Genomic DNA, 25,897 nt, shown 5'->3' with positions numbered 1-25,897 from the left:
AAAAGGTACGCATTGCGTACCTTTTTCTTTTAAGGCGGTTCATCTAACTAAGCGAACCGCTTGATTGTTGCTGAAAGTCTTAGGCGACGATCAGTACCTTACAGGTGTTAGTGCCACCGATAGTTTCCATCGCGTCACCCTTGGTCATCAGTACCATGTCACCGGATGTGAGGTAACCCGCTTCGGTCAGGGCTTCAAGTGCCTTCTTCGCTAGCTCGTCTGCGCCGTAGGCTGTTGAGTCGAAGTAGACAGGCTGTACGCCGCGGTACAGTGCCATCTTAGCTAGAGTCACATCGTGACGTGATAGGGCCAGGATAGGCAGAGCAGAGCTGATACGAGACATAAGCTGAGGTGTCGCACCAGATTCTGTCAGGGCAACGATAGCCTTAACGCCTTCCAGGTGGTTGGCCGCATACATGGTCGACAGGGCGATGGTTTCTTCAACCGAGGTGAAACGCTCGTCCATACGGTGCTTAGACACCTGAACACTTGGGTGAGCCTCGGCGCCAAGACAAACGTTGGCCATCGCCTTAACGGTTTCTTCAGGGAAGTCACCGGCAGCGGTTTCGGCCGAAAGCATCACGGCGTCAGTGCCATCAAGCACGGCGTTAGCCACGTCCATTACTTCGGCGCGGGTTGGCATTGGGCTGGTGATCATAGACTCCATCATCTGAGTCGCGGTGATCACGCTCTTGTTCAGCTGGCGAGAACGGCTGATCAGTTTCTTCTGTACAGCCACCAGAGCAGCGTCACCAATTTCAACACCAAGGTCACCACGGGCAACCATCACGGCGTCAGAGGCTAGGATCACATCGTCCATCGCTTCATCAGAGGCAACGGCTTCGGCGCGCTCAACTTTAGAGACGATCAGGGCATTGCTACCAGCCTTCTGGGCCAGTTCACGGGCGTAGTTCAGATCGGCGCCGCTGCGTGGGAAAGAGACCGCTAGGTAGTCGACCTTGATGGCCGCTGCTGTGATGATGTCTTGCTTGTCTTTCTCGGTCAACGCCGCGGCAGACAAACCACCACCTTTCTTGTTGATGCCCTTGTTGTTAGACAGGGGACCGGCAACCGTCACTGTGGTGTGAACCTTATTACCTTCAACTTTTTCTACTTTAAGCTGAACACGACCATCGTCGAGCATCAGGATATCGCCGATGGTGACATCTTGCGGTAGCTCTTTATAGTCGATACCCACTTGGTGTTCATCACCTTGGCCTTTTTCGAGATCGGCATCTAAGATAAATGCCTGACCGATATCCAGTTGCACCTTCTTGTTGTCTTTGAAGGTTGATACACGGATCTTAGGGCCTTGTAGATCACCCAGTACGGCAACGTGAACACCGAGCTCTTTGGCGATATTTCGCACGTCGGTGGCACGTTTCAGGTGATCTTCAGGTGAACCATGAGAGAAGTTGAGGCGAACAACGTTTGCACCAGCTTTGATGATACGACGTAGATTGTCGTCACGATCGGTTGCTGGACCCAGAGTCGTTACAATTTTGGTTCTGCGGAACATGAGATACTCCGTTAAGTTTTAAATAATCTTACTCTATATTAACAGACAAAATGGAGTTTTGTAGGAAAATTACAAACAAAATGATCTATCTCAAATTATTAATTTTGTGAACTGCTGCGATTAAAAGTGAAAAAAAAGGCGGCCCCTTATACAAGGGCCGCCTAATATCCTTACAAAACTGGACTATAGTGTCGCTTCTTTGTCGATGCGAGACTCTTTCAACACCTCTTTTACCCGCTTCAAACTCTCTCTGAAACGTGGGCCGCGGCGCAGGGTAAAACCGGTTGCCAATACGTCGACAATGACCAGTTGAGCCAGGCGTGAAGCCATGGGCAGATACATGTCGGTATCTTCGGGGACTTCCATGGTCACTGGCAGGGTACATTCGGCGCTCAGCGGTGAGTTACGAGAGGTGATGGCGATCACTGCGGCGCCGTTCTCACGGGCTAGGCGGGCGATATCAATCAGTGACTTGGTACGGCCTGTGTGGCTGATCAACACCACGACGTCGCCTTCGCTGCTGTTGATACAACTCATGCGTTGCATCAAGACATCGTCGAAGCAGATCACAGGCACGTTGAAGCGGAAAAATTTGTTCTGTGCGTCATGGGCAACAGAGGCCGAGGCGCCAAGGCCAAAGAAGGAGATCTTCTTTGCCTGAGTAAGAATGTCGACCGCCTTATTGATGGCTGCCGTGTCCATGCTCTGTCTGGCGGTATCCAGTGCCGCCATTGAAGACTCGAAGATCTTAGTGGTGTAGGAGTCTGGGCTGTCGTCTTCTTCGACGTGGCGACTGACATAAGGCGTACCGTTGGCCAGGCTCTGAGCTAAGTGCAGCTTAAAATCGGGGAAGCCTTTAGTGTCGAGACGGCGGCAGAAGCGGTTCACAGTAGGCTCACTCACGTCGGCCATCTTAGCCAGGGTGGCGATGCTGGAGTGAATCGCGGTTTGTGGTGACGCCAGGATCACCTCAGCCACTTTACGTTCCGACTTACTGAAATGTGTTAGGTTTTTCTGAACCTTTTCTAGGGTATTCATATGCGTACATCCACTGGATTGTAATGTAATTATATTTATTCTTTTATGTCATGATAGAACCAAACAAAAAGTGCTACAGTTTGGTTTATATGACGAATTATGATCTAACTACAGAGCAAACTTTCTACTATATATAGTAATTTAATCACAAAAAGCATATCAGATTTTGGTGTCTCGTTGCTAGTTTACTAATAGGTCATTTTTTGCAAAATTTAGATGCAATTAACAAATTCTGTTGTTATATTACAACAAACATGTGAGCTTCTCATCGAAACGATGGGACACAGTACATAGGAGATTTTTAAGCTATGGGCATGACATCACCAGAAGCCAAAGCTTGTGATTTTGTATTGTTCGGCACCAAAGGCGATCTCGCCAGACGTAAGTTACTCCCTTCTCTTTATCAGCTGGATAAGGCAGGTCTACTCAATGAGGAGACTAAGATAGTCGGAGTAGCCAAAGACGCCTTTAGCCATGATGAGTATCAGGAGCTGGTTGTCACGGCATTAAAGAGCTTCGTTAAAGAAGCCCTGTGTGATGAAACCCTCGAGCGATTCCTAAAGCGCTGTGTTTATATTGGGACTAACTTCACCGAGGCTGAAGGTTACAGTGCCTTCCATGAGATCCTCGAGCCCAAGAAGCGCGTCATGGTGAACTACTTCGCGACGCCGCCGGCCATCTTCGGCGATATCTGTCGCTGCCTGCATGAACAAAACCTTATCTATCCTGATACCCGTGTCGTCCTCGAAAAGCCCATCGGCTCAGATCTCGCTTCTTCTAAAGTCATCAACGATCAAGTCAGCGCCTACTTTAATGAAAACCAGGTCTATCGTATCGACCACTACCTAGGTAAAGAGACGGTACAGAACCTGATCGCGCTGCGATTCGCCAACTCCTTGTTTGCCTCTAAGTGGGATAACCGTACGATTGATCATGTGCAGATCACCGTTGCCGAAGAGGTGGGCATCGAAGGGCGTTGGGGCTATTTCGATAAAGCCGGTCAGATGCGCGACATGATCCAAAACCATTTGCTACAGGTACTTACCTTGGTCGCCATGGATCCGCCGGTAAACCTAGATGCTGACAGCATTCGCGATGAGAAGGTAAAAGTGCTTAAGTCACTGCGTAAGATAGATGCCGATAACATCTATGAAAACACGGTGCGCGGACAGTACTCGGCCGGTTTCCTCAAAGGGGCGCCAGTGCCTGGCTACTTGGAGGAAGAGGGCGCAAATACTCAGTCTCACGCCGAAACCTTCGTCGCCCTGCGCGTCGATATCGACAACTGGCGTTGGGCCGGTGTGCCTTTCTATCTGCGTAGCGGCAAGCGTATGCCGACCAAGAGTTCTGAAATCGTTGTCTATTTCAAGAACCCACCACACAACCTGTATCGCTCAAGCTACCGTAACCTGCCGCCAAACAAGCTGACGATTCGTCTGCAACCTCACGAAGGCGTTGAGATCCAGATGATGAACAAGGTGCCGGGTCTTGAGCAGAAACAAAGACTGCAAACCACTAAGCTGGACTTGAGTTTCTCCGATACTTTCAAGAACGATCGTATCGCCGATGCCTATGAGCGTCTGCTGCTCGAAGCCATGCTGGGTAATCAGGCGCTATTCGTACGCCGCGATGAAGTTGAGCAGGCATGGACCTGGGTCGACGGCATCATTCAGGCGTGGGAAGAGAGCAATGAGAAGCCTAAGCCATACCCAGCCGGTAGCTGGGGCCCTGTGGCCTCAGTTGCTTTGATCGCTAAAGACGGCCGCTCTTGGGACGAATAAGGGGATTTTAAGATGATTAAAGAATCCGTATTCAAATCTTTTGATAGCAAAACCAGCCTGGAGGCGCAGCTTGCCGATCGCATCGCCGAGCAGCTTCAGGCGGCTATCGACGCCCGCGGTAAGGCTAGCCTGGTAGTGTCTGGCGGCTCGACACCGCTGGCACTGTTTAAGCTGCTGAGTCAGAAGGCGATTGAGTGGAACGATGTCTATATCACCCTGGCCGATGAGCGCTGGGTCGATAGCGAGCACAGCGATTCCAACGAGCGCTTGGTGAGACAGCACCTGCTGCAAAACCGCGCCGCGGGCGCCAAGTTTCGCGGCCTGAAGAATATGTTTGCCACGCCAGAGGCTGGTGTCGACATGGCCATAGAGCAACTAGCCAACTTCCCGAGGCCCTTCGATGTGGTGGTACTTGGCATGGGCAATGACGGCCATACCTGCTCCTGGTTCCCGTGCGCTAAGGAGATTGAACAGGCGCTGACTACTCAGGCGCTGTGTCTGGCGGTGAATCCGGGCGAGGCGCCCCATGGTCGCATGACCATCTCTAAGCAGGGGATTTTAGCGTCACGCCAAATCTATTTACACATAGTCGGTGAACAGAAGCTCGCCGTTTACCGACAAGCGCTTGAGAATGACGATGCCAAGGCGATGCCGATACGTGCGGTACTTGCCCAGCATAAGACACCCGTCGATGTTTATTGGAGCGCTTAAGGAGCGATTATGCATTCAGTAGTACAGTCAGTGACCGACAGGATCATTGCCAGAAGCCAAGCGACTCGTGCAAAGTATCTTGCGGCGCTGGGCGAAGCAAAAGCCAATGGCGTTCATCGCAGCAGCCTAAGCTGTGGCAACTTAGCCCACGGTTTTGCCGCCTGTAGCCCGGCGGATAAGAATGCCATCAAGGCATTTAACAAAGCCAACATAGGTATTGTCACCGCCTTCAACGATATGTTATCGGCCCATCAGCCATACGAGCACTACCCTCAGCTGCTGAAAGACGCCTGTCACGAAGTTGGCAGTGTTGCCCAGGTAGCAGCCGGTGTTCCAGCCATGTGTGACGGTGTGACCCAAGGGCAACCCGGCATGGAGCTCAGCCTGCTTAGCCGTGAGGTAATCGCCATGTCAACGGCTGTGGGTCTGTCTCACAACATGTTTGACGGCGCCTTGCTACTGGGGATCTGTGACAAGATAGTTCCTGGTCTGTTGATCGGCGCTCTGAGCTTCGGTCATCTGCCTATGTTGTTTGTGCCAGCCGGCCCGATGAAATCCGGTATTCCTAACAAGGAGAAGGCGCGGGTACGTCAAAAGTTTGCCCAGGGGCAGGTGGATCGCGCTGCGCTATTGGAAGCTGAATCTAAGTCTTATCACAGTGCAGGCACCTGTACCTTCTATGGTACGGCAAACAGCAACCAGCTGATGCTGGAGGTAATGGGTCTGCAACTGCCAGGTTCCTCTTTCGTGAATCCTGATGATCCGCTGCGTGAAGCCCTCAATAAGATGGCGGCTAAGCAGGTGTGCCGTCTCACCGAGATGGGTACCCAATACACGCCTATCGGTGAAGTGGTTAACGAAAAATCTGTGGTCAATGGCATAGTTGCCTTGCTGGCAACGGGTGGCTCAACCAACCTGACCATGCATATCGTTGCCGCTGCCCGTGCTGCCGGCATTATCGTCAACTGGGATGATTTCTCTGAGCTGTCAGACGCCGTGCCGTTACTTGCTCGCGTCTATCCTAACGGTCACGCCGACATCAACCACTTCCACGCAGCTGGCGGTATGGCCTTCCTGATCAAGGAACTGCTCGATGCCGGACTGCTGCATGAAGATGTGTTGACGGTGGCCGGTCCTGGTCTGCGTCGTTACACTCAGGAGCCACGCCTTATCGACAATGAATTGGTTTGGGTCGAAGGCCCAAACGAATCTTTGGATAAAGAGGTACTGACGGCCGTGGCATCGCCATTCCAGGCCAACGGCGGATTAAAACTGCTTAAGGGTAACCTGGGCCGCGCGGTGATCAAGGTTTCAGCGGTTGCAGAGTCGCACCGATTCGTCGAGGCGCCTGCCGTGGTGATCGACGATCAGAACAAACTCGAAGGCTTGTTTAAGGCCGGAGAGCTCGACAGAGACTGCGTGGTCGTGGTTAAAGGTCAGGGACCTAAGGCGAACGGTATGCCTGAGCTGCATAAATTGACGCCTATTCTGGGCTCGCTACAGGATAAAGGCTTTAAGGTCGCGCTGCTGACCGATGGCCGTATGTCTGGTGCATCCGGTAAGGTGCCTGCGGCGATCCATTTGACGCCAGAGGCATTAGACGGTGGTCTGATCGCTAAAGTTGAAAATGGTGACCTGATTCGTGTCGATGCCAATACTGGTGAGGTGAGCCTGCTGGTCGATGAGGCTGTACTGGCGAGTCGTGAAGTGGAAAAAGTCGATCTACGCAGTACCAGTTTCGGCATGGGCCGCGAACTGTTTGCGGCGCTGCGTTCCAATTTAAGTAGTCCAGAGACGGGTGCACGCTGCACCACGACCATAGACGAAAATTATTAATCATTGAGGAAGCTTTTAGCAATGGCTGAGAATAACTGGTCAATTCAACCCCAAGATATTTTTAAACGTAGCCCGATCGTTCCCGTCATGGTGATTAATAAGATTGAGGATGCGGTTCCACTCGCCAGAGCCCTGGTTGAGGGTGGCATCAGCGTATTGGAAGTGACGCTGCGTACCCCTTGTGCGCTGGAAGCGATCACCAAGATCGCCAAAGAGGTGCCCGAAGCCTTAGTCGGTGCGGGTACTGTGCTCAACGAAGCGCAGCTGCAGCAGGCAATCGATGCCGGCGCTCAGTTTGTGATCACCCCGGGTGCCACGCCTGACCTGCTAAAGGCGGCGATGAAAGGCAGTGTGCCGTTAATCCCTGGCGTTGCTAGCATCTCTGAGGTGATGGCGGGTATGGCCTTGGGTTACACCAACTTTAAGTTCTTCCCGGCGGAGGCATCTGGTGGCGTGAATGCGCTGAAGGCCTTCTCGGGTCCGCTAGCCGACATACGTTTCTGCCCAACCGGCGGCATTACCCCGAGCAGCTACAAAGATTATTTGGCGCTTAAGAATGTCGATTGTATCGGTGGCAGCTGGATTGCCCCAACCGATGCCATGGAGCAGGGCGACTGGGCGCGTATCACTCAGTTGTGTAAAGACGCTATCAACGGCCTGTAATAACTGCTTCTAAATACAGATAGCAATATAAAAACCTCTGCCTAGGCAGAGGTTTTTTTGTATCTGATTAATATGAGCTACAGGCCGTAAGGCTGAACACAACTACTTGGCTTCGCTGTACTGGTAGTCGCTGCTGGCCTGCCAGATGCGGTATCTAAGCTGAGCACCTGCTGGCAAGTAAAACACCTTAGGTAAGCGACTGTCGTAGGCTAAGGTAAGTTTCTCAGGCAGGGTGAGAAATGCTGTCTTCTTTGCCTTATCGAAACAGGCCATCATGGTGCTAGGACCTTGATGTATGGCATCAACCTGATAGTAGTTATAGCCCCAGCCTTTTACCGTATGCTGAGTTATCTCCCCCGACAGCCCATGCTTGTTGCAATCTACCTCTTCGCTACGGCCGATGGCTATCTCCAGGCGATAGTCGCCCTCATTGGCAAGCTTTGGCAGGGTAAGAATGTGTTGCACCAGGCCGTCAGTTGGTGCGGGAAACATCTTAGTCGCATCCTCGGCTTGATAATCGCTTGCAGAGTAGCTTATTGCGACGGGCATGGTTAACTGTTGTGGCTTAGCAGGACTGGTCGCCTGGGCACAGAAGGTGCTAAGGGAGAGACCCAGGCCGAATAATAGGGCAGATGTATATTTGTTCAATGGTAATTTCATGAAAGCTCCTAGCGTTAAATTGAACGGTTATACAGGTATAAACGCTAGCATAGAGGAAAAGGGTTAAAAGCAAAGAAATAATTTTTATTTAATTGTTTTTAGTTAATTTTTAAGATGGCTTGTGACGAGAATGGCAGTTTTCTATTCGAGCATCTCATATTTGTTTACTTTGAAAATCAAACTAGTTAATATTCTGACTGTTTGGCTTTCAAAGTATTTGGGCTGAGCGTCTCGGGTACGGATAAACACAAACTGCTAGCTTCGAATCAATATACGAGCCGATGTACGAACCTTTATACGAACCAGTAGAAGTTAACCGTTAAAAGTTAATCAACCCAAGTTAAACAACCAACAGTTAACTAGCCAAAGTTAACCAATAAAAACAAATAGAGAAACATTCATGTCTAACGTTAAGGATCATCTAGCCCCCTGGCAGCACAGTCATCAGTTCGCCAATTTAAACAGTGATGGCGAGCGCAACACCCGTTATGTGTTGCTGCTAACCCTATTTACCATGATCGCCGAGATTGTTGCTGGTACCGTATACGGTTCGATGGCCTTATTGGCCGACGGTTGGCATATGGGGACCCATGCCGCGGCGTTTCTCATTACCCTGTTTGCCTATCACTATGCGAAGAAACATGCCAACAGCCCTGATTTTGCCTTTGGTACAGGTAAGGTAAGCGTCTTAGGGGGCTTTACAAGTGCCGTCGCGCTCGGACTGGTAGCGCTGCTTATGGTGGTTGAGTCGGTGAGCCGCCTGTTTAACCCAGAGCAGATCCACTTTAACGAAGCGATCTTTGTGGCGGTGATCGGCCTGACGGTCAATGTAATTTCTGTCTTTTTGCTAAAAGACCACCATGGACATCACCACCACCACGGGCATCATCATAATCACCATCATGATCACAGTCATGACCACAGTCACGGGCATCATCACGATCACAGCCATGAGCACGATCATAGCCACGAGCATGACGCTCATCACCATGTTCATGAGCATAAACATGAAAAAGCGCATGCACACGGTGACAAGGGTCATCATGATCACAACCTGCGCGCTGCGTATTTCCATGTAATGGCCGACGCCTTGACCTCTCTGCTCGCCATTGGCGCCTTACTGTTCGGTAAGTATCTGGGACTGACCTGGTTAGATCCCGTAATGGGCGTGGTTGGCGCTGTGATCATCACCAGCTGGGCGTGGGGCTTGATGAAGCAAACTGGGCCGATTCTGCTCGATGCCAGCATAGAGAAACAATACGTTAATCAGATGGTTGAGTTGATTGAGGCCGAGCAGGATCATCAGGTGAGCGATATTCACGTCTGGCGTGTTAGCGCCGATCATTATGCCGCCATGGTCTCTATCGTCAGCCATGCGCCGAAGGAGCTGGACTATTTCAAGCAGAAGTTGGCTAAATTTGAACGTATTGACCATCTGACGGTCGAACTCATCACTTGCCGTCAAACCGCTTGCCAAGTGGCAGAATAAGCTTAAGTTTCGAACTCTTTAAAAAGGAATTGTGCGTTAAAGATGAATAATGACCTATTGAGCCACACCATAGTCGAATTTTATGAAAAGCTCTCGTCTTGGGAGATGGCCGTAGTCAAGGATGCTGGCCACTCCTTGCCTCAGATCCATGCCGTAGAGATTTTGGGCGGCAATGGTGACATGCGGATGAAAGAGTTGGCGGAGAAAATGGGGATCACCACAGGTACTCTGACGGTGCAGATCGATAAGATGGAGCTGGCGGGTCTGGTGGCACGCAAGGCCCACCAGCAAGACAGACGCTCGATTCTGGTTGGATTAACCGAGCAGGGGCAGGCTGTCTACCGGGAGCATGACCAACTGCACCATGGCTTGTCCGATCAACTTACCGCTAAGTTCTCCGACAGCGAACGTGAGCTCTTGCTGAGTTTTTTTCAGCGCATGAACAGCGAGTTTTAACCCGCAACTCATGCACTGCGTCTGTAAAAACACTTTTTTTTCACCTCGGGTGTGTAAACTCCCGAGTGTTAATTCAAAACTTTCAAAGATGCTGGTTAATAGGCTTACGCTATAAGCAAATAGCAGTTAACAAATGGCCTTTCAGCTATCGCCCTTAAATCATAGCTGTTAACAAAGGTGTTCTGTGTCTGTGTTGGTTGGCGGATAGCGATTACAATTGTGGCGCGCTGTGTTGATTGGTAATATTGCCGCAACATTTCTGCGCCAAGGCTATCCGAATTTTGACTAAAGGCAAAATTTTGATAGCTAAGTGCTATGTGAGAAGTGCTATTAGCTAAGTGCTATTCGAGAATTGCTATTCGCTAAGTACTTTTAGCTAAGTGTTAAAAGTTAAGTGCTTAGAGCATGAATTGCTTCTGGTTCGGGCTAGGTTTGGCCCTGATGTGAAAGATAATGCAGGAAATGAAAAAGAAGTCTTGGCGTTAGTTGATTGGCAGGTCGTTATAACCGGCGGCTTGGCGAGTTATTTAACGTCATTTTAGGTTTATTTACAGAGAGAACACTCAGTGCTGTCACGCGTTAAAACCCTTTCGGTGAATCAGTTTACACTGATCACCGCGTTATTTTATGTAGGCGTATTTAATATTCCGCTGTTTCAGATCGTTCAGCAGGGTATAGAGAAGCAGGGTGAGGTTAACTACCTCTTCATTGCCACCATTCCGCTATTTCTTATCTTCGCGTTAAGCTTCATCTTCTCGCTTTTTTCGGTTAAGTATCTGCTTAAGCCGTTTTTCATCATCGTTACCCTGATCTCTTCCAGCGTGTTTTTCGCCGCGCTGCAATATGGCGTCGTGTTCGATTATGGCATGATCGAAAACACAGTGCAGACCAACAGCGCCGAGGCCTTAACCTATCTTAATTGGTCTTCAATCTTAAACTTTACCCTGACCGGATTGCTGCCGGCCCTGCTGATCTTTAAGGCCGATATCGTCTACAAGCCTTTCGTCAAAGAGCTACTGCATAAGCTTGCCTTCATGTTCGCTATGCTTGCCGGTATCGCGGTGATCGGCTTCTTCTATTATCAAAACTATGTCGCCTTTGGCCGTAACAACGATCAGATGAAGCGCTACATAGTCCCTACCTATGCCATCGGATCTATGATCAAGTATGTCAAGGTTAACTACTTCCAGGAACCGCTGGTCTATAAGGTGCAGGGCAAAGATGCCAAGAATCTGACCCTAGATCATAACGACAAGCCTAACTTGGTCGTGGTTGTGGTCGGCGAGACCGCCAGGGCCCATAACTATGAGTACTATGGCTATGACAAGCCAACCAACGCCCATACCAAGGCTTATGACATGATCGCCTTTAAAGATACCGAGTCATGCGGCACGGCAACGGCCGTGTCCCTGCCTTGTATGTTCTCGAGTATGGATAGAGAAGATTATGACGCGCGCAAGGCACAGGCCCAGGACACCGCCATGGACGTGCTGGATCACGCCGGTATCTCGCTGGACTGGCTGGATAATGACAGTGGCTGCAAGGGCGTGTGTGACCGCGTTAAACACATCAACATAGATCTCAATAGCGACCCAGAGCTCTGCGACGGTCACTACTGCTACGATCAGGTGCTGCTGAATGAACTCGATAAGCGCCTTGCCGAAGGTGTCACCAAGGATACCCTTATCGTGCTGCACATCATAGGTTCACACGGCCCGACATACTATTTGCGCTATCCAGAAGCCCACCGCAAGTTTGTGCCCGATTGTCAGCGTAGCGACATCCAAAACTGCAGCGATGAAGAGCTGATGAATACCTATGACAACACCATCTTGTATTCCGACTATATTATCGCTCAGGTGATCTCACGCCTTGAGGCGCAGCAGAACAAGGCCGATACCGCCTTGCTCTATGTGTCCGACCACGGCGAGTCGCTGGGGGAGAGTGGCATGTACCTTCACGGCGCGCCTTATGCGATAGCGCCGGATGAGCAGATCAAGATCCCTATGCTGGCCTGGCTCTCAGCGGACTTCGCCTCCGACAATGGTTTAGACAAGCAGTGCCTGCGTGACCATGCCACCAAAGGTGGTTTCTCACACGATAACCTCTTTTCCAGCCTGCTTGGTCTAATGAACGTATCGACCGAGGTGTATCGCAAGGAGAAGGATCTGTTTGCGACTTGTCGGGTAAAATAGTGGTTTGTAACATAAAAACAACAAAAATAGCTGGTAAGGCTTAAAATTTTCGTTATTGTAGAGATTGCGCCTTCATTCATTAAATTACGGGGATGAAGGCGCCTAGTGTGCGCTAGTGTTTCTCTAATAATAAAATGGCGAAAATCTCTATGAATTTGGCTAAACAACTTACCGAGACCGAACTTTCCGCTAAAATTCTCCGACATGCCGTTCCGCGCATGTCAGAACTCAATATCCCAGTAACCCCAGATAATTATGCCGTTTGGTATGAGTATTTCCGTGGGGTCAATCTGGATCTTAAGCGCGCCATCGACACCCTGGTGGCCAGCCGCGCCCAGTTTACCGCCGAGGTCAATGCCGGCCTCTATAACAGCTTCATTCGCGAGCAGTCACCCGAGGTGATCGAGAATGTGCAGATAGAGACGCAGATCTTGATCAATAATTTTATGACCCGTTTATCCGAGGTCACCGCAGGTACGGCGCAATTTAACCTCAGCCTGACCACCTTTCAGCAGAATATCAGCCAGGACCCAGACCCTAAGACCCTCGAGCGCCTGGTCGATACCCTAGCCGAAGAGGTGTCTCAGGTGGTGATCAGCAATCGCCAGATGGAAGCGAATCTGAAGACGATGAATCAGGAGGTCGCCGCGCTGAAGGCAGAGATGGAAGATCTCAATATCGCCGTGATGACAGATCAGCTTACCTCGCTGCGTAATCGCCGCGCCTTCGATGAGGAGGTGCTGGGTCATATTCAAAGGTTCAGAAGAGAGCAGCGCCTTAGCAGCTTGCTGCTGGTCGATATCGATAACTTTAAGCAGTTTAATGACACCCACGGTCACCTGGTGGGCGATAAGGTACTCGCATATATCGCACTGGCGTTAAAGCAAGGGGTGAAGGGGGATGACTTTGTCGCGCGTTACGGCGGCGAAGAGTTCGTGATCCTGCTGCCGGATACCGAGCATTCAGGCGCCATGGTGGTGGCCGAGCAACTTAGGGCGCGCATCGCCGAGCGCCATCTAAGCATAGGCAAAGATAAGAAGCTCTCACTTGGGGCGATCACAGTCTCCATAGGGGTGGCGACACTGCGCCTTGATGATGACAGAGAGTCTTATCTGGTGCGCGCCGATGAGGCCCTATACAGAGCCAAGTCGGCAGGCCGCAACTGTGTGAAGGGCTAATAGGCTCATTAAGTAACTGTTTCAAAGGCTAGCTCTGTTGTGAGCTAGCCTTTCTGTAAGTGGGTGTGAAAGCAGATTTAACAGCTAAGCGTAAAATGGTTAATGCTTTAGCAAAGGTGCTAAATAAGCACGGCTTACAAGCTGGGCGCACCAGCTAGTCTTGTTTCGGCTTGAGGGGCATGTCCATCTTGATCAGATGCTCCTCCATGTCAAAAGTAACACTGAAGCCCAACTTCTTCGCCAGGCTTGCCATGTTGCGGTTTTCAAACATGGTGAAGCCGGTGAGCAGCTCGGTGTCATTGGCCTTGTAATAGGCGATCAATTTTTCCAGTAATAACTTACCTATGCCTATTCCCTGATGATCGCTGCGCACCGCCATGGCGAACTCGGCCTCGGTATTGTCGGGGTCGATGGAGGCCCTCACTGCGCCCAGGGTAATATCATCGCCATCGGCACCCTTGGTGGTGGCGATAAAGGCCATCTCCCTGGCATAGTCAATCTGGGTAAGCACAGCCATCTCTTCATGGGTCATCTTAGAGCGCACGCCAAAATAGCGTTTATATCTGTCTTCGTCCGAGAGGGAGTTGTCAAAGGCCAGGTGTTTAGGCTCATCCTCAGGCAAAATTGGCCTTAGCATGATCTCGAGGCCGTTTTTCAATACCGCATGCTCTTCAAGCTCCTTAGGGTAGGGGCATATGGCAAGGCGGTTGGTATTGTCCTGGGCATTGGCATTGAGCTGAATATTCACATCTAACAGGGTGATCTGCTCACCGGCGCACAGCACAGGGTTAAGATCTAAGCCTGATATCTCGGGGCAATCTATTATGAGATGGGAGATCTGGGTGAGCATGACGCACAGAGCGTTCATGTCTAAGCCCAGCGGCAAATGCCTGTCTTTGAGCTTGTGGGTCTTCAGCGCCTGGATCACCATGTAGCGGGCCAGAGTCATATTCAGTGGTGGCAGGGCAACCGCCGCATCTGTGCTGGGCTGCCACTCGGAGCCGCCTTCGCCAAGCAGAATCGCCGGGCCAAACACGGGATCATGGGTCACCGCGACGCGGATCTCCTGGGTGCCAGCGGTGAGCGCCATCTTCTGCACTATGAGCCCCTGGATGTCGGCGTCCTGGTTGATCGAATGTACCCGGCCAACCATGGCATCGGCGGCCTGTAACACCTCCTGATGGGAGGTGAGATTAAGCATGACGCCGTGGACATCGGATTTATGGTGAATATCCGGCGATTGCACCTTAAGGGCGACGGGATAGCCTATCTGTTCGGCGATTTCGGCGGCGCGCTCCGCACTGGCGGCAAAGTGGGTTTCTATGGTGTTAAGCCCATAGGCCTTGAGGATGGCGCTTGCCTCATGGGTCTCGATCACCTGCTTGTTATCGGCAATCGCCCGCTGCAGCAAGGAGCGCGCAAGTTGGGCATCGGTGGGAATATTATCTGGGATAGATTGTGGCACTTCCTGCAGCAACTTTTGGTTGCGTCTGTATTCCACCATGTGCATGAAGGCGCCGACGGCTCCCTCTGGTGTGCGATAGGTGGGCACCCCGGCGCGGTTAAAGTGTTTACGGGCCTGATAGGCCGAGTCTTCGCCGCTCCAGTTGGTGAGCACATTGACCTTGTGACGCCTTGGATGTTTTGAGACGAGCTCTATGATGCTGTCGGCGATCTCTATGCTGTCTCCAAGGGCGGACGGGGAGTGCAACACCAAGATGGCATCGGCCACATCGGCGTTCATCAGAATATCCAGGCTCTGGGTGTATCGCTTGGCATCGGCGTCGCCTCCGATATCCACCGGATTTTGCCCGGACCAGGTATCGGGCAGCAAGGCATTGAGTTTGTCGAAGGTATCATCGTCTAAGGTGGCGGCTTTTCCGCCGCCGAGAATTAGCTGATCTAGGCCTAGTACGGCTGGGCCGCCGCCATTACTGAGAATCGCCAAACGCTCGCCCTGCAATGGAGCAGAGTGGGCCAGGGTTTCTACTGCGGCAAACAGCTCTACCAGATCGTTTACCCTCAGCATACCCGCGCGTCTGAAGGCGGCCTCGTAGACGGCGTCGTTACCCACTTCCCCACCTGTGTGTAGCTTAGCGGCCGTGGTGCCCTCAAGGCTGCGACCCGATTTGATCACTAATATCGGCTTGTTACGGGCGGCGGCGCGGGCTGCAGAGAGAAAATGGCGCTTCTCGTTGACCGAGTCTATGTAGATCATGATCGCCGTGGTGCGCGAGTCTCGCCCGAGAAAGTCCAGCAACTCGTCGAAATCGATATCTGTCGCATCGCCAAGTGAGATAAAGGAGGAGAAGCCGATCCCCTTGTTGTTGGCCCAGTCCAGGACCGTGGTGCAGATGGCGGCAGACTGGGAGACAAAGGCGATTTTACCCGGTAGGGCGCTGGTGTGTGCCAGGCTGGCGTTGAGGCCGAGATTGGGCAACATCATTCCCAGGCTGTTGGGACCGAGGATACGCATGCCGTAGCGTTTGGCGTGGGCGCGGGTCAGCGTCAGTAGATTCAGCCCCTCTTCATCGAGCTGATTGGCCATGCCTGAAGCATTGATAATTGCCACCTTGCAGCCAAATTGGGCGAGACGCTCGACGATGGCGGGGACGCGGCTGGCTGCGGTGCAGATGATGGCCAGATCGGGCTTAAGCGGCAGGGCTTCGATATTGGGGTAGGCTAGCACGCCCATCACGGCATCGTATTTTGGCGTGACCGGCATGATAGGTCCGGAAAACCCGCTGGAGAGCAGGTTGCGCATTACGACATTGCCGGCGCGCTTGGCACCGTTAGAGGCTCCAATGATGGCCACCGACTTAGGTTTAAATAGGGTGTGTAATGTACGCTGGCTCATTCGCGGCTCCTGTTGTCACTCGCCAGCAAACAGTGTACCTCAGTTGTACTTTTTTTCTCTAGGATTTTAGTAGGATAAGCACCATTCACCATGCCCTTCATTTGGGCTACACAGCTTGCAACACTTTGACATCAAGGGTTAACAACCTTGACGCGGTTTTTGGGTTTTACTTGAGGGGATCTGATGCACCGAGGCGACTGGCAATGCAATGAGATGCAGACCTAAGTGCCTTTGCGGATCGGCAATAAACAGGTATTGCGGCGCCGTTATCAATACGGCTTAAGGAGTTGAAGATGAAAACAGGGGCGTTTGTTTCTATCGGTGTAGCTGTTACGGCTCTAGGTTTAGGCTTGAGTTCTCAGCTGGCAGTGGGTGAAGAGGCGGCAGCCGCCGCTAATATCAGCACTAACACCAATGCCAATTATAGATTTGTGGCGCAGGACAGTAGCGCCGAGACCAAGATCTGTATTGCGGCGGGTAGCGATAACAGTTCGGCGTTAAAGCGTAAACTGGTTAACTATGACCATAACATGCGCTTCGGGGTCAACAGCATCTCCTGCAATGGCGTGAGTCTGGCGCAGTTTGCCTACCAGTATCAGGCATCACAAAGCTTTCAGTTTCTTGAGCGTCACTCATCGATCGCCAATCGCGTGAAGACCAAGGTGAGCATTACCGATCTTGCCAGCAATAGATCCGGCGGTGGTGAACCGATTGTGGTGATGGTGAGTGCGAAGTAGGCTGAATAGCGAGTAACAGGCATAAAAAAACCAGCTTACGCTGGCTGATATTTTTACAAGATGGTACAACCGAGTGGATTCGAACCACCGACCCCCACCATGTCAAGGTGGTGCTCTAACCAACTGAGCTACGGTTGTACTGTTATCTCTTGTAAAATTGGTACAACCGAGTGGATTCGAACCACCGACCCCCACCATGTCAAGGTGGTGCTCTAACCAACTGAGCTACGGTTGTACTGCTTTACCGTTCACGACCTCTCGGCCAGCGAACGAGCGCTATATTACGAGGGATGTGATGTGAGTTGCAAGTAAAAAATCGTAATTTTTCAATCAAGCGGTGATTTGCTGCGCAACTTGATCTTTTTAACGCCAAAGCGTCGTTATATTCGGCAAAGTGTTTACATAAAGATTCAGGCAAGATGATGATTATTTAGCTAAACATCAGCTTGCCTGTGTCGATCTTGGCTATAGGTCGGCGTGATTAATCGGCTGATCAACCAAGGCCAATTGCTTTGGATGCTTTTGAATATACTGAAGCCTTAAGGCAAACAGCAGTGCGGCGCTGGTGAGACCGGCGATCAAGCCAATCCAGAAACCGTGGGCGCCCATGGCAGGAACCAGTATGTCGGTTTCTGCCAGTAGATAGCCGAGCACCATGCCGATGGCCCAATAGGAGACAAGGGTAATGTAGAAGGCGCTGCGGGTGTCGTGATAGCCGCGCAGGGCACCTGCAGTAACTACCTGCACCGAGTCAGACAGCTGATATAGAGCGGCCAGAAACATCAGGCTGCTCGCTAGGGCGACCACCTCGGGGTTTTGGTTATAGAGCAGCGCGATCTGAGTGCGAAACACCACAGTGATGACGGCCGTGCAGGCCGCCAGGCTAAAGGCGATAGCCAGACCGACCTTAGTCACTAGCTTAGCCACGTCCGCCTTATATTGTCCGAGGTAGTATCCAACCCGTATCGACACGGCGATACCGATAGAGAGTGGCAGCATAAACACTATGGACGAAAAGTTAAGCGCGATCTGATGGCCGGCTACAACGTCTGCGCCGAGCGGGGCGAGCAGCAGCGCTATGATGGCAAACAGGCTCACTTCGAAAAACAAGGCCATGGCGATGGGCATTCCGTGTTTGGTCATTCTCTTCATGGTCTTAAGATCCGGCAGGTGGAAGGCACCTAAAGGCTTGATAACGGCGAATCGCTTATGCCACTGCATGTAAATGGTCATGGCGATAAACATGGCCCAGAACACCAGGGCCGTTGCGATACCACAGCCCGCACCGCCCAGCGCGGGCGCACCTAAGTGGCCATAGATGAAGATATAGTTGGCCGGGATGTTTACCGCCAAGCCGACAAACCCTATCACCATAGTCGGTAGTGTGTAGGAGATCCCCTCGCTACATCCTCGCAAGACCTGATAGAGCACGAAGGCGGGGACGCCCCAGGCAAATCCATGGAGATAGCTGACACTCAGCTCGGCCAGCTCGGGGGACAAATCCATTAATTTGAAGATCTGCGGCGCAAAAAGCAGAATGCTTATCACTACGGCCGCGCCGATTATGGCAATATAGGCAGCCTGAAAAGCCATCGGCCTGATAGCATTTTGATTATCGGCGCCATGGTGGCTGGCAAACACAGGGGTAAAGGCGACCAGCAAACCCTGTACAAACAGTAGCGCCGGCAGCCACAGACTGCCGCCGATGGCCACCGCGGCCATATCTAATGCGCTGACACGTCCGGCCATGACGGTATCGATAAAACCCATCATGGTTTGGGTGACCTGGGCGATCAGCACAGGCAACGCGAGATGGACGAGCTTTTTGGCTTGAAAGCCGAATTGATTCATGAAAACGCCTTAATGCAGAGAGTAAAAAATGTTTACAGGTATTGTTCAAGCCACATGTGAAGTGGTGGCTATTCATAAAAAAGATGGTCTTAATACAATCGAAATTGCGATGCCGTCACACCTGAAGGAAAACTTGCAGCGAGGTGCAAGTGTCGCCAATAACGGCGTCTGTCTGACCGTTACCGAGATGGCAGATGATAGGGTGTTTTTCGATGTAATGGAAGAGACATTGAGGCTTACCAATTTGGCCGGTCTGTCTGTGGGTAGCCAGGTTAATATCGAGCGCTCATTGACCTATGGCAGCGAGATAGGTGGCCATGTGTTATCGGGTCATGTCCACACTCAGGCCACCGTGGTTGAGGTGAGTCATACGCCTGCTCATTTTGATATTCGTCTCGAAGTTGACCCTAAATGGATGAACTACATTCTCTACAAAGGTTTCGTTGGTGTGAATGGTTGTAGCCTGACCGTAGGGGAAGTGAGTGAATCTGGCTTTATGCTGCATTTGATCCCGGAAACTTTGGAGATCACCAACTTAGACGAGGTCGCTGTCGGCACCATGCTTAATATCGAGATAGACAGTCAGACTCAGGCTATCGTGGACACGGTTGAGCGGGTATTGGCCAAGCGTTTGGGTTAGACGGCTTGGTTAACGGATAAGGCTTGGCGTTGAGGCGTAGATTAAGGCGTAACCAGGTGTGGGTGACCTTTATCTGGCTAAATTTAGCAACGTAGACAATAAGCCAAGGCTTTTTGTGGCAAGTCCCTAGCAACCTATAAGATTAAGCGGGCGATAAGATTCAGTTGCCTATAAGTTTAAACCGTCTATAAGTTTAAGCCGCCTTGGCTTAATAGTACTGCTCATCGTCCGAGTCCACATAGACCTCTATTTTCTGTCTGGAATCGTCTATGTGGGTTCGAAAATGGATTGGGTTGCAGCAGACGCGACAATCGTCGTAGTAGTCCTGATCGCCACAGCTGATATCTAAGTTGATATGTTGATGGTGCCCGCAGTGGGGACAACAGATCACTTTATCAAAAATTTTCATCCGTCGGCTCCTGTATATCCGGTTGCGCTGCGACCGCCATCGATAGCGATCACCTGACCATTAAGGTAGGGGCTTTCCAGAATAAAACACACGGTATCGGCGATATCCTCGGGGCTGCCAGCTCTCGCCAGAGGTATGGCCTGAGTGACGCTGGAGATAGCCGCTTGTTCGCTCTGGGATGGCCAGAGTATCGCGCCTGGCGATATACCGTTGACCCTAACCTTAGGCGCTAACTCTTGGGCCAGGGACCGCGTCGCCATGTTTAATCCTGCTTTAGATATTGAGTATAGCCCATGGCGTTTTAAGGGGCGGTCGCCGTGAATATCCACCAGGTTAATGACGCAGCCATCATTGCTGGCGAGGTTTTCACTGAGCTTTGTGGCTAACAGATAGGGCGCGAGCAGATTAAGGTTTAACAGCTGCTGACTAGATTGCCAGTTTTCAATACTGCTGTCTGGTACAAACAGCGAGGCGTTATTGATAAGAGCCCCAAGCGGGAGTTGATGGTCATTAATGTGTTGGATAAGGCTAAGGGGCCCTTGTTCGGTGGCGAGGTCGGCCTGCACAGTCTGGCACGAGTTTACCCGGCTGAGGTTAAGCTTGCCTGCGAGCGCCATTGCTTCACTTTCTGATCCCTTATAGTGCAGCAGTATATTGAAGCCTTTACCGTGCAAGGCTAATACGATCGCTTCACCAATACGTTTGGCGCCGCCGGTTACCAGTGCCCATTTGTTCATTGTCATCTAAGTTGCTCATTATCTTTTGAGCCCAATCTTGGATGACTTTCCTCTGTATAGCAATAGGTTGCGATAGCATAGCAAGTGCTCGGGCAATAGCAGGCCTATAGTGCAGTTGAAGCCCAAGACAACTGACGTCATCGGCTTCAATCGTTATCAGTTTTGGCTGGCGAGCAGCTCCTGATCGCCGCCTTGCAGTGGCAGCTCGGCATGTAGCGCCTTGAGCTGCTGGTCGAGCTCAATAGCTATCTCACTTTCCAGTTGGCTTACATCCAGGCCTATAGTCGATGTTTGCAGTTCGATACCTTTGGCTTCGAAAGCCTGCACTTGAGTTTGCTGCGTAGCAGTTTCCAGCATAGACGCGCCGCGAGTGCCGTCATTAGGGTACAAAGGCTGATAGAAGAGTGCGGTCAATAATATAAGCTTCATCATGGTCGGGCTCCTTAAGCGAATTAGCCATAACGATATGGCGGCTAGAGTAGGGGCCGTCCATGACTTTTCGATGACATCCAGATGGACAATTGGTGACAGATTTAACGAGTTGTAGCCGACTAGTCAGACTAGCGGCTATTTTAAGGCGAAGCGGCGGCCTTAAACCTTGCGATTTACCTGATGCGGCCCTAGAATGTCAGGCCTGCGCTGAAGTAGATCAAAACTCCGGTAATGTTTTGCGCTTCAGTTGCTTAAAATTTTCTCAATATGACCAAGTGGCCCTACGTAGGGGTCACCACTGGATAAGGATTATACATGCCTGTAATTACACTTCCTGATGGCAGCAAGCGCGAGTTTGCTAACGCCGTTTCTACCCTAGATGTCGCCGCGGACATAGGTCCTGGTCTCGCAAAAGCCTGTATCGCAGGTCGCGTCAATGGCGAGCTGAAAGATGCTTGCGACTTGATTGAGACAGATGTCGATCTCGCTATCATCACCGTAAAAGACGATGAAGGGGTAGAGATCTTACGTCACTCTTGTGCTCACCTATTGGGTCACGCCATTAAGCAGATGTGGCCTGAAACCAAGATGGCCATCGGCCCGGTGATCGATAACGGTTTCTACTATGACGTGGATCTCGACCATAAGCTGACCGAGGAAGATGTAGCCGAGCTAGAAAAGCGTATGCTGGCACTGGCTAAGACAAACTATGATGTGGTTAAGCGCGTCGTCAGCTGGCAAGAAGCCCGTGACACTTTCGAATCACGCGGCGAAAGCTACAAGATGGCTATCTTGGATGAGAACATCAGCAAAGATGACCAGCCTGCGCTCTATCATCACGAAGAATATACCGACATGTGTCGTGGCCCCCATGTGCCTAACATGAAGTTCTGTCATCACTTCAAACTGATGAGTGTTGCTGGTGCCTACTGGCGTGGTAACTCAGACAACAAGATGCTGCAGCGTATCTATGGTACGGCCTGGGCAGACAAGAAGGCCCTTAAGGCGCATCTGACTCGCCTTGAAGAAGCGGCTAAGCGCGACCATCGTAAGATAGGTAAGCAGCTTGATCTGTACCATATGCAGGAAGAAGCACCAGGCATGGTGTTCTGGCACAACGATGGTTGGAGTCTGTTCCTCGAGCTTGAAAGATTCATTCGTCAGAAACTGGGTCAGTACACCTATCAGGAGGTGAAAGGCCCCTTGATGATGGACCGCGTATTGTGGGAGCGCAGTGGTCACTGGGATAAGTATTCCGAAGCCATGTTCACTACTCACTCTGAAAACCGTGAGTACGCGGTGAAGCCGATGAACTGCCCAGGTCACGTGCAGATATTTAACCAAGGTCTCAAGTCTTATCGCGATCTGCCACTGCGTATGGCTGAGTTTGGTTGTTGTCACCGTAACGAGCCATCGGGTTCTCTACACGGCTTGATGCGCGTTCGTGGTTTTACCCAAGATGATGCCCATATCTTCTGTACCGAAGAGCAGGTGCAACAAGAGGTGAGTGGCTGTATCAAGATGGTCTACGACACCTATGCAACCTTTGGTTTCCACGATATCGTGGTGAAACTCTCTACCCGTCCAGAGAAGCGTATCGGTGACGATGCCATGTGGGACAGAGCAGAGCAGGCGCTGATGGATGCGCTGAAAGCCAATGACATCGAGTATGAGATCCTACCGGGCGAAGGTGCCTTCTATGGTCCTAAGATCGAATTTACGCTCCATGACTGCTTAGACAGGGCATGGCAGTGCGGTACAGTGCAGCTTGATTACGCCTTGCCTGGACGTCTAGGCGCGACTTATGTTGCCGAAGATAACAGCCGTCAAACGCCTGTGATGATCCACCGTGCGATTCTAGGCTCTCTGGAGCGTTTCCTAGGGATCCTGATCGAGGAATACGCAGGTAAGTTCCCAACCTGGTTGGCACCGGTTCAAGCCGTTGTGATGAATATTACTGACAAACAGTCTGAATATGTTGACGAAGTGGTCAAATTATTTAAAGATCAGGGAATTCGTGCCTCGAAAGACTTGAGGAATGAAAAGATTGGCTTTAAAATACGCGAACACACCCTAAGGCGTGTTCCCTATCTATTGGTCGTGGGCGATCAAGAGATGGAAAATAGGGAAGTCGCGGTGCGAACCAGAGATGGTGTTGACCTAGGTAAGATCAAAATCGATCAATTTGCTGCCATGGTTAAAGAACAGATTTCGCTCCGTAGTCTAAATTTGTTGGAGGAATAGGTCATAAAGATCAAGAAAACAGACGTGCGTAAAGCAGCGGCGAATAGAATTAACGAACTCATTGTTGGCGTATCAGAAGTACGCCTCAATGGATTAGACGGTGAAACTATCGGCATTGTAAGTCTTCGTGAAGCGCAAGAACTTGCAGATGAAGCGGGCGTAGATCTCGTAGAGATCAGCCCAAACGCTGAGCCGCCTGTATGTCGCATAATGGACTACGGAAAGTATCTTTTTGACAAGGCTAAGGCCCAAAAAGAGCAAAAGAAGAAGCAGAAACAGATACAGGTGAAGGAAATAAAATTCCGTCCCGGTACTGACGAAAACGACTATCAGGTAAAACTACGCAACCTGAAGCGTTTTCTAGAAGACGGCGACAAGGCGAAAGTTACGCTGCGTTTCCGTGGTCGCGAGATGGCTCACCAGAGTCTTGGTATGAATCTTTTGAATCGTATTAAAGACGACTTGGCTGAGATAGCAGTTGTGGAGGCTTTTCCAAAAATGGAAGGTCGCCAGGCTGTGATGGTGCTCGCGCCGAAAAAGAAATAGTAAGGCAAATTTAAAAGTAGCAGAGACCTCTCTGAGGGCCTCTGCTCGCCTTGCGTTTTATTAATTTCCCAATGCGGAGTTTTAGCAATGCCTAAAATGAAAACAGACAAGGGTGTACAAAAGCGTTTTAAGAAAACCGCTAACGGTTTTAAGCGCAAGCAAGCCCATTTACGTCATATTTTGACCAAGAAGAGCACTAAGCGTAAACGTCACTTACGTGCTAAATGTTTAGTTGCGAAGTCTGATGTGCCAGCAATTGCACGTCAACTACCATACGCTTAATTAGAGGAGTAAAGAACAATGCCTAGAGTTAAGCGTGGTGTAACCGCTCGTGCTCGTCACAAGAAAGTATTAAAACTAGCTAAAGGTTATTACGGAGCTCGCTCACGTACTTACCGTGTTGCTAAGCAAGCAGTAACCAAAGCTGGCCAATATGCTTACCGTGACCGTCGTCAGAAGAAACGTCAATTCCGTCAACTGTGGATTGCACGTATCAATGCGGCTTCTCGTCAAAATGGTCTGTCTTACAGCCGTTTCATCAACGGTCTGAAAAAGGCGTCTATCGAAATCGATCGTAAGATTTTGGCAGACATCGCTGTATTCGACAAAGTGGTTTTCGCCACTCTAGTTGAAAAGGCAAAAGAAGCTCTAGCTAAGTAATTAGTGAGCTTTGCTTTGAAAGGGACCCCAGGGTCCCTTTTTTTGTGCCCGATCACCGCAAATTTATTTGGCAGAACTTATACCAATCGTAGTAAATAACTGGTCATTCTAGCTTGTTAAAACGTCCGATAACGGTGTTATCATTTTTGATTGTAGAATAACTACTTATCAAAAACTCTGCCTTGTTCTCGAACGTTTTTCCCGTGCTATTTCTGAGTACTTATTACCTTAATTGGTACTAAAGACAAAAAAAGCAGGCACTCGGCCTGCTTTCTTATTAAGTGTAACGCTTACTGTGCGTCTAAGAAACGCTCTGCATCTAGGGCTGCCATACAGCCGGTCCCAGCAGAGGTGATCGCCTGACGGTAATGTTGATCCATCACGTCACCAGCTGCGAATACACCAGGAATGCTGGTTTGGGTGGCATTGCCGCCAAGACCGCTCTGCACCTTAATGTAGCCGTTGTTCATCTCTAGCTGACCTTCAAACATCTGAGTGTTTGGCTTGTGGCCGATGGCGACGAACACGCCCATGACATCAAATTCGGTAATGCTTTCATCTTTGGTGCTCTTGATCTTCACGCCGGTCACACCCATGTTGTCGCCAACGACTTCGTCTAGGGTGCTGTCGAGATGCAGAACTATGTTGCCGTTCGCAACCTTGTCCATCAGGCGCTTAGTAAGGATCTTCTCAGAGCGGAAGCTGTCACGGCGATGGATCAGGTGAACTTCTGATGCGATGTTGCTCAGGTAAAGCGCTTCTTCAACGGCTGTGTTACCACCACCGATCACGGCAACCTTCTGGTTACGGTAAAAGAAACCATCACAGGTGGCACAGGCCGAAACACCTTTACCCTTGAAGGCTTCTTCCGATTCAAGGCCAAGGTACATGGCCGAGGCGCCGGTTGAGATGATCAAGGCATCACAAGTGTACTCACCGCTGTCGCCTTTCAGTTGGAAAGGGCGCTCTTGCAGGTTAACTTCGTTGATGTGGTCGAAGATGATCTCAGTCTCAAATTTCTCGGCATGCTTCTGCATACGCTCCATCAAAGCCGGACCGGTTAGATCGTCGGCGTCGCCTGGCCAGTTTTCAACTTCAGTCGTGGTCGTCAGCTGACCACCTTGCTGCATACCTGTGATCAATACGGGCTTTAGGTTTGCTCTGGCAGCATAAACAGCGGCGGTGTACCCAGCAGGGCCCGAACCCAAAATTAATAAGTTACAGTGTCTAGCTTGGCTCATCTTTTTCTCCGTGCCTT

At 50.8% G+C, this 25,897-nt stretch carries 23 protein-coding genes and 2 tRNA genes; 14 read left to right on the top strand and 11 right to left on the bottom strand.

Going from position 1 to position 25,897, the window contains the following annotated elements; translation table 11 throughout:
• Nucleotides 1–79: 79 nt before the first annotated feature.
• Both pyk and SHEW_RS10610 read right to left on the bottom strand, forming a co-directional pair.
• Nucleotides 80–1,519, bottom strand: coding sequence for a pyruvate kinase (gene pyk / locus SHEW_RS10615; RefSeq protein ID WP_011865848.1), 1,440 nt, complete (start codon nucleotides 1,517–1,519; stop codon nucleotides 80–82).
• Between the two features lie 183 nt (nucleotides 1,520–1,702).
• Entirely contained in the window at nucleotides 1,703–2,557 is an 855-nt protein-coding gene (locus SHEW_RS10610) for a MurR/RpiR family transcriptional regulator (protein ID WP_011865847.1), read from the bottom strand.
• A gap of 308 nt (nucleotides 2,558–2,865) precedes the next feature.
• Between SHEW_RS10610 and zwf the strand changes: the two genes are divergently transcribed.
• Genes zwf through SHEW_RS10590 form a run of 4 tightly spaced genes read left to right on the top strand, consistent with a single transcriptional unit; the run spans nucleotide 2,866 to nucleotide 7,548 of the window.
• A complete protein-coding gene (gene zwf, locus SHEW_RS10605) occupies nucleotides 2,866–4,338 on the top strand; it encodes a glucose-6-phosphate dehydrogenase (protein ID WP_011865846.1) in 1,473 nt (490 codons plus the stop codon).
• 12 nt (nucleotides 4,339–4,350) lie between these two features.
• Nucleotides 4,351–5,049, top strand: coding sequence for a 6-phosphogluconolactonase (pgl, locus tag SHEW_RS10600; protein ID WP_011865845.1), 699 nt, complete (start codon nucleotides 4,351–4,353; stop codon nucleotides 5,047–5,049).
• Between the two features lie 9 nt (nucleotides 5,050–5,058).
• On the top strand, nucleotides 5,059–6,885 hold the full coding sequence (gene edd / locus SHEW_RS10595) for a phosphogluconate dehydratase (protein WP_011865844.1): 1,827 nt from the start codon (nucleotides 5,059–5,061) through the stop codon (nucleotides 6,883–6,885).
• A gap of 21 nt (nucleotides 6,886–6,906) precedes the next feature.
• Entirely contained in the window at nucleotides 6,907–7,548 is a 642-nt protein-coding gene (locus tag SHEW_RS10590; RefSeq protein WP_011865843.1) for a bifunctional 4-hydroxy-2-oxoglutarate aldolase/2-dehydro-3-deoxy-phosphogluconate aldolase, read from the top strand.
• Nucleotides 7,549–7,650: 102 nt separating this feature from the next.
• Here SHEW_RS10590 and eco read toward each other — a convergent pair whose 3' ends face one another.
• The gene (gene eco, locus SHEW_RS10585; RefSeq protein ID WP_011865842.1) at nucleotides 7,651–8,208 is read right to left on the bottom strand and encodes a serine protease inhibitor ecotin; all 558 of its coding nucleotides are present in this window, start codon (nucleotides 8,206–8,208) and stop codon (nucleotides 7,651–7,653) included.
• Nucleotides 8,209–8,608: 400 nt separating this feature from the next.
• On the opposite strand from eco, the gene SHEW_RS10580 reads away from it, so the two are divergent.
• From SHEW_RS10580 to SHEW_RS10565, 4 genes are all read left to right on the top strand, one after another.
• Entirely contained in the window at nucleotides 8,609–9,697 is a 1,089-nt protein-coding gene (locus tag SHEW_RS10580) for a cation diffusion facilitator family transporter (protein ID WP_011865841.1), read from the top strand.
• 42 nt (nucleotides 9,698–9,739) lie between these two features.
• A complete protein-coding gene (locus SHEW_RS10575) occupies nucleotides 9,740–10,153 on the top strand; it encodes a MarR family winged helix-turn-helix transcriptional regulator (protein WP_011865840.1) in 414 nt (137 codons plus the stop codon).
• 566 nt (nucleotides 10,154–10,719) lie between these two features.
• The gene (locus SHEW_RS10570; protein WP_011865839.1) at nucleotides 10,720–12,348 is read left to right on the top strand and encodes a phosphoethanolamine transferase; all 1,629 of its coding nucleotides are present in this window, start codon (nucleotides 10,720–10,722) and stop codon (nucleotides 12,346–12,348) included.
• A 149-nt stretch (nucleotides 12,349–12,497) separates the two neighbouring features.
• Complete coding sequence (locus SHEW_RS10565; RefSeq protein WP_041407162.1) at nucleotides 12,498–13,526, top strand: GGDEF domain-containing protein; 1,029 nt, start codon at nucleotides 12,498–12,500, stop codon at nucleotides 13,524–13,526.
• Nucleotides 13,527–13,680: 154 nt separating this feature from the next.
• Here SHEW_RS10565 and SHEW_RS10560 read toward each other — a convergent pair whose 3' ends face one another.
• Entirely contained in the window at nucleotides 13,681–16,383 is a 2,703-nt protein-coding gene (locus SHEW_RS10560) for a bifunctional acetate--CoA ligase family protein/GNAT family N-acetyltransferase (RefSeq protein ID WP_011865837.1), read from the bottom strand.
• A 293-nt stretch (nucleotides 16,384–16,676) separates the two neighbouring features.
• On the opposite strand from SHEW_RS10560, the gene SHEW_RS10555 reads away from it, so the two are divergent.
• Nucleotides 16,677–17,120 carry a DUF3718 domain-containing protein gene (locus SHEW_RS10555; protein WP_011865836.1) on the top strand — a complete coding sequence of 148 codons (444 nt, stop codon included), beginning with the start codon at nucleotides 16,677–16,679 and terminating at the stop codon, nucleotides 17,118–17,120.
• 61 nt (nucleotides 17,121–17,181) lie between these two features.
• On the opposite strand, the gene SHEW_RS10550 is transcribed toward SHEW_RS10555, so the two are convergent.
• From SHEW_RS10550 to SHEW_RS10540, 3 genes are all read right to left on the bottom strand, one after another.
• A tRNA-Val gene (locus SHEW_RS10550) sits at nucleotides 17,182–17,258 on the bottom strand.
• 20 nt (nucleotides 17,259–17,278) lie between these two features.
• Nucleotides 17,279–17,355 (bottom strand) — tRNA-Val (locus SHEW_RS10545).
• 230 nt (nucleotides 17,356–17,585) lie between these two features.
• A complete protein-coding gene (locus tag SHEW_RS10540) occupies nucleotides 17,586–18,971 on the bottom strand; it encodes an MATE family efflux transporter (protein ID WP_011865835.1) in 1,386 nt (461 codons plus the stop codon).
• 28 nt (nucleotides 18,972–18,999) lie between these two features.
• Between SHEW_RS10540 and SHEW_RS10535 the strand changes: the two genes are divergently transcribed.
• The gene (locus SHEW_RS10535; RefSeq protein ID WP_011865834.1) at nucleotides 19,000–19,611 is read left to right on the top strand and encodes a riboflavin synthase; all 612 of its coding nucleotides are present in this window, start codon (nucleotides 19,000–19,002) and stop codon (nucleotides 19,609–19,611) included.
• A gap of 208 nt (nucleotides 19,612–19,819) precedes the next feature.
• Here the strand turns inward: SHEW_RS10535 and SHEW_RS10530 are convergent, their stop codons facing one another.
• The 3 genes from SHEW_RS10530 to SHEW_RS10520 all read right to left on the bottom strand — a co-directional run bounded on the left by SHEW_RS10530 (nucleotide 19,820) and on the right by SHEW_RS10520 (nucleotide 21,189).
• The gene (locus SHEW_RS10530; RefSeq protein WP_011865833.1) at nucleotides 19,820–20,020 is read right to left on the bottom strand and encodes a CPXCG motif-containing cysteine-rich protein; all 201 of its coding nucleotides are present in this window, start codon (nucleotides 20,018–20,020) and stop codon (nucleotides 19,820–19,822) included.
• Nucleotides 20,017–20,763 carry an SDR family oxidoreductase gene (locus SHEW_RS10525; RefSeq protein ID WP_011865832.1) on the bottom strand — a complete coding sequence of 249 codons (747 nt, stop codon included), beginning with the start codon at nucleotides 20,761–20,763 and terminating at the stop codon, nucleotides 20,017–20,019. The genes SHEW_RS10530 and SHEW_RS10525 overlap by 4 nt, the downstream gene beginning before the upstream one ends.
• Before the next feature lie 150 nt (nucleotides 20,764–20,913).
• Complete coding sequence (locus SHEW_RS10520; RefSeq protein WP_011865831.1) at nucleotides 20,914–21,189, bottom strand: hypothetical protein; 276 nt, start codon at nucleotides 21,187–21,189, stop codon at nucleotides 20,914–20,916.
• Nucleotides 21,190–21,504: 315 nt separating this feature from the next.
• Here SHEW_RS10520 and thrS point away from each other — a divergent pair, with 315 nt between their 5' ends.
• The 4 genes from thrS to rplT all read left to right on the top strand — a co-directional run bounded on the left by thrS (nucleotide 21,505) and on the right by rplT (nucleotide 24,639).
• Entirely contained in the window at nucleotides 21,505–23,433 is a 1,929-nt protein-coding gene (gene thrS, locus SHEW_RS10515) for a threonine--tRNA ligase (protein ID WP_011865830.1), read from the top strand.
• Nucleotides 23,434–23,436: 3 nt separating this feature from the next.
• Nucleotides 23,437–23,979, top strand: coding sequence for a translation initiation factor IF-3 (infC, locus tag SHEW_RS10510; RefSeq protein WP_041406632.1), 543 nt, complete (start codon nucleotides 23,437–23,439; stop codon nucleotides 23,977–23,979).
• A gap of 87 nt (nucleotides 23,980–24,066) precedes the next feature.
• The gene (gene rpmI, locus SHEW_RS20415) at nucleotides 24,067–24,261 is read left to right on the top strand and encodes a 50S ribosomal protein L35 (protein WP_011865828.1); all 195 of its coding nucleotides are present in this window, start codon (nucleotides 24,067–24,069) and stop codon (nucleotides 24,259–24,261) included.
• A gap of 18 nt (nucleotides 24,262–24,279) precedes the next feature.
• Entirely contained in the window at nucleotides 24,280–24,639 is a 360-nt protein-coding gene (gene rplT, locus SHEW_RS10505) for a 50S ribosomal protein L20 (protein ID WP_011865827.1), read from the top strand.
• Nucleotides 24,640–24,929: 290 nt separating this feature from the next.
• Here the strand turns inward: rplT and trxB are convergent, their stop codons facing one another.
• Nucleotides 24,930–25,880: a thioredoxin-disulfide reductase gene (trxB, locus tag SHEW_RS10500; RefSeq protein ID WP_011865826.1), complete on the bottom strand. Its 951-nt coding sequence runs from the start codon at nucleotides 25,878–25,880 to the stop codon at nucleotides 24,930–24,932.
• Nucleotides 25,881–25,897: the final 17 nt, after the last annotated feature.

The sequence above is a fragment of the Shewanella loihica PV-4 genome, assembly GCF_000016065.1.
In the GTDB taxonomy this organism is placed as follows: Bacteria; Pseudomonadota; Gammaproteobacteria; order Enterobacterales; family Shewanellaceae; genus Shewanella; species Shewanella loihica.
Note: the sequence above shows the minus strand (reverse complement) of the source record. Positions and strands in the feature narration are given on the sequence as shown.

Coding starts and splice junctions, on each gene's coding strand:
- pyk (WP_011865848.1), bottom strand. CDS start 1,519: ATGTTCCGCAGAACCAAAATTGTAACGACTCTGGGTCCAGCAACCGAT.
- SHEW_RS10610 (WP_011865847.1), bottom strand. CDS start 2,557: ATGAATACCCTAGAAAAGGTTCAGAAAAACCTAACACATTTCAGTAAG.
- zwf (WP_011865846.1), top strand. CDS start 2,866: ATGGGCATGACATCACCAGAAGCCAAAGCTTGTGATTTTGTATTGTTC.
- pgl (WP_011865845.1), top strand. CDS start 4,351: ATGATTAAAGAATCCGTATTCAAATCTTTTGATAGCAAAACCAGCCTG.
- edd (WP_011865844.1), top strand. CDS start 5,059: ATGCATTCAGTAGTACAGTCAGTGACCGACAGGATCATTGCCAGAAGC.
- SHEW_RS10590 (WP_011865843.1), top strand. CDS start 6,907: ATGGCTGAGAATAACTGGTCAATTCAACCCCAAGATATTTTTAAACGT.
- eco (WP_011865842.1), bottom strand. CDS start 8,208: ATGAAATTACCATTGAACAAATATACATCTGCCCTATTATTCGGCCTG.
- SHEW_RS10580 (WP_011865841.1), top strand. CDS start 8,609: ATGTCTAACGTTAAGGATCATCTAGCCCCCTGGCAGCACAGTCATCAG.
- SHEW_RS10575 (WP_011865840.1), top strand. CDS start 9,740: ATGAATAATGACCTATTGAGCCACACCATAGTCGAATTTTATGAAAAG.
- SHEW_RS10565 (WP_041407162.1), top strand. CDS start 12,498: ATGAATTTGGCTAAACAACTTACCGAGACCGAACTTTCCGCTAAAATT.
- SHEW_RS10560 (WP_011865837.1), bottom strand. CDS start 16,383: ATGAGCCAGCGTACATTACACACCCTATTTAAACCTAAGTCGGTGGCC.
- SHEW_RS10555 (WP_011865836.1), top strand. CDS start 16,677: ATGAAAACAGGGGCGTTTGTTTCTATCGGTGTAGCTGTTACGGCTCTA.
- SHEW_RS10540 (WP_011865835.1), bottom strand. CDS start 18,971: ATGAATCAATTCGGCTTTCAAGCCAAAAAGCTCGTCCATCTCGCGTTG.
- SHEW_RS10535 (WP_011865834.1), top strand. CDS start 19,000: ATGTTTACAGGTATTGTTCAAGCCACATGTGAAGTGGTGGCTATTCAT.
- SHEW_RS10530 (WP_011865833.1), bottom strand. CDS start 20,020: ATGAAAATTTTTGATAAAGTGATCTGTTGTCCCCACTGCGGGCACCAT.
- SHEW_RS10525 (WP_011865832.1), bottom strand. CDS start 20,763: ATGACAATGAACAAATGGGCACTGGTAACCGGCGGCGCCAAACGTATT.
- SHEW_RS10520 (WP_011865831.1), bottom strand. CDS start 21,189: ATGATGAAGCTTATATTATTGACCGCACTCTTCTATCAGCCTTTGTAC.
- thrS (WP_011865830.1), top strand. CDS start 21,505: ATGCCTGTAATTACACTTCCTGATGGCAGCAAGCGCGAGTTTGCTAAC.
- rpmI (WP_011865828.1), top strand. CDS start 24,067: ATGCCTAAAATGAAAACAGACAAGGGTGTACAAAAGCGTTTTAAGAAA.
- rplT (WP_011865827.1), top strand. CDS start 24,280: ATGCCTAGAGTTAAGCGTGGTGTAACCGCTCGTGCTCGTCACAAGAAA.
- trxB (WP_011865826.1), bottom strand. CDS start 25,880: ATGAGCCAAGCTAGACACTGTAACTTATTAATTTTGGGTTCGGGCCCT.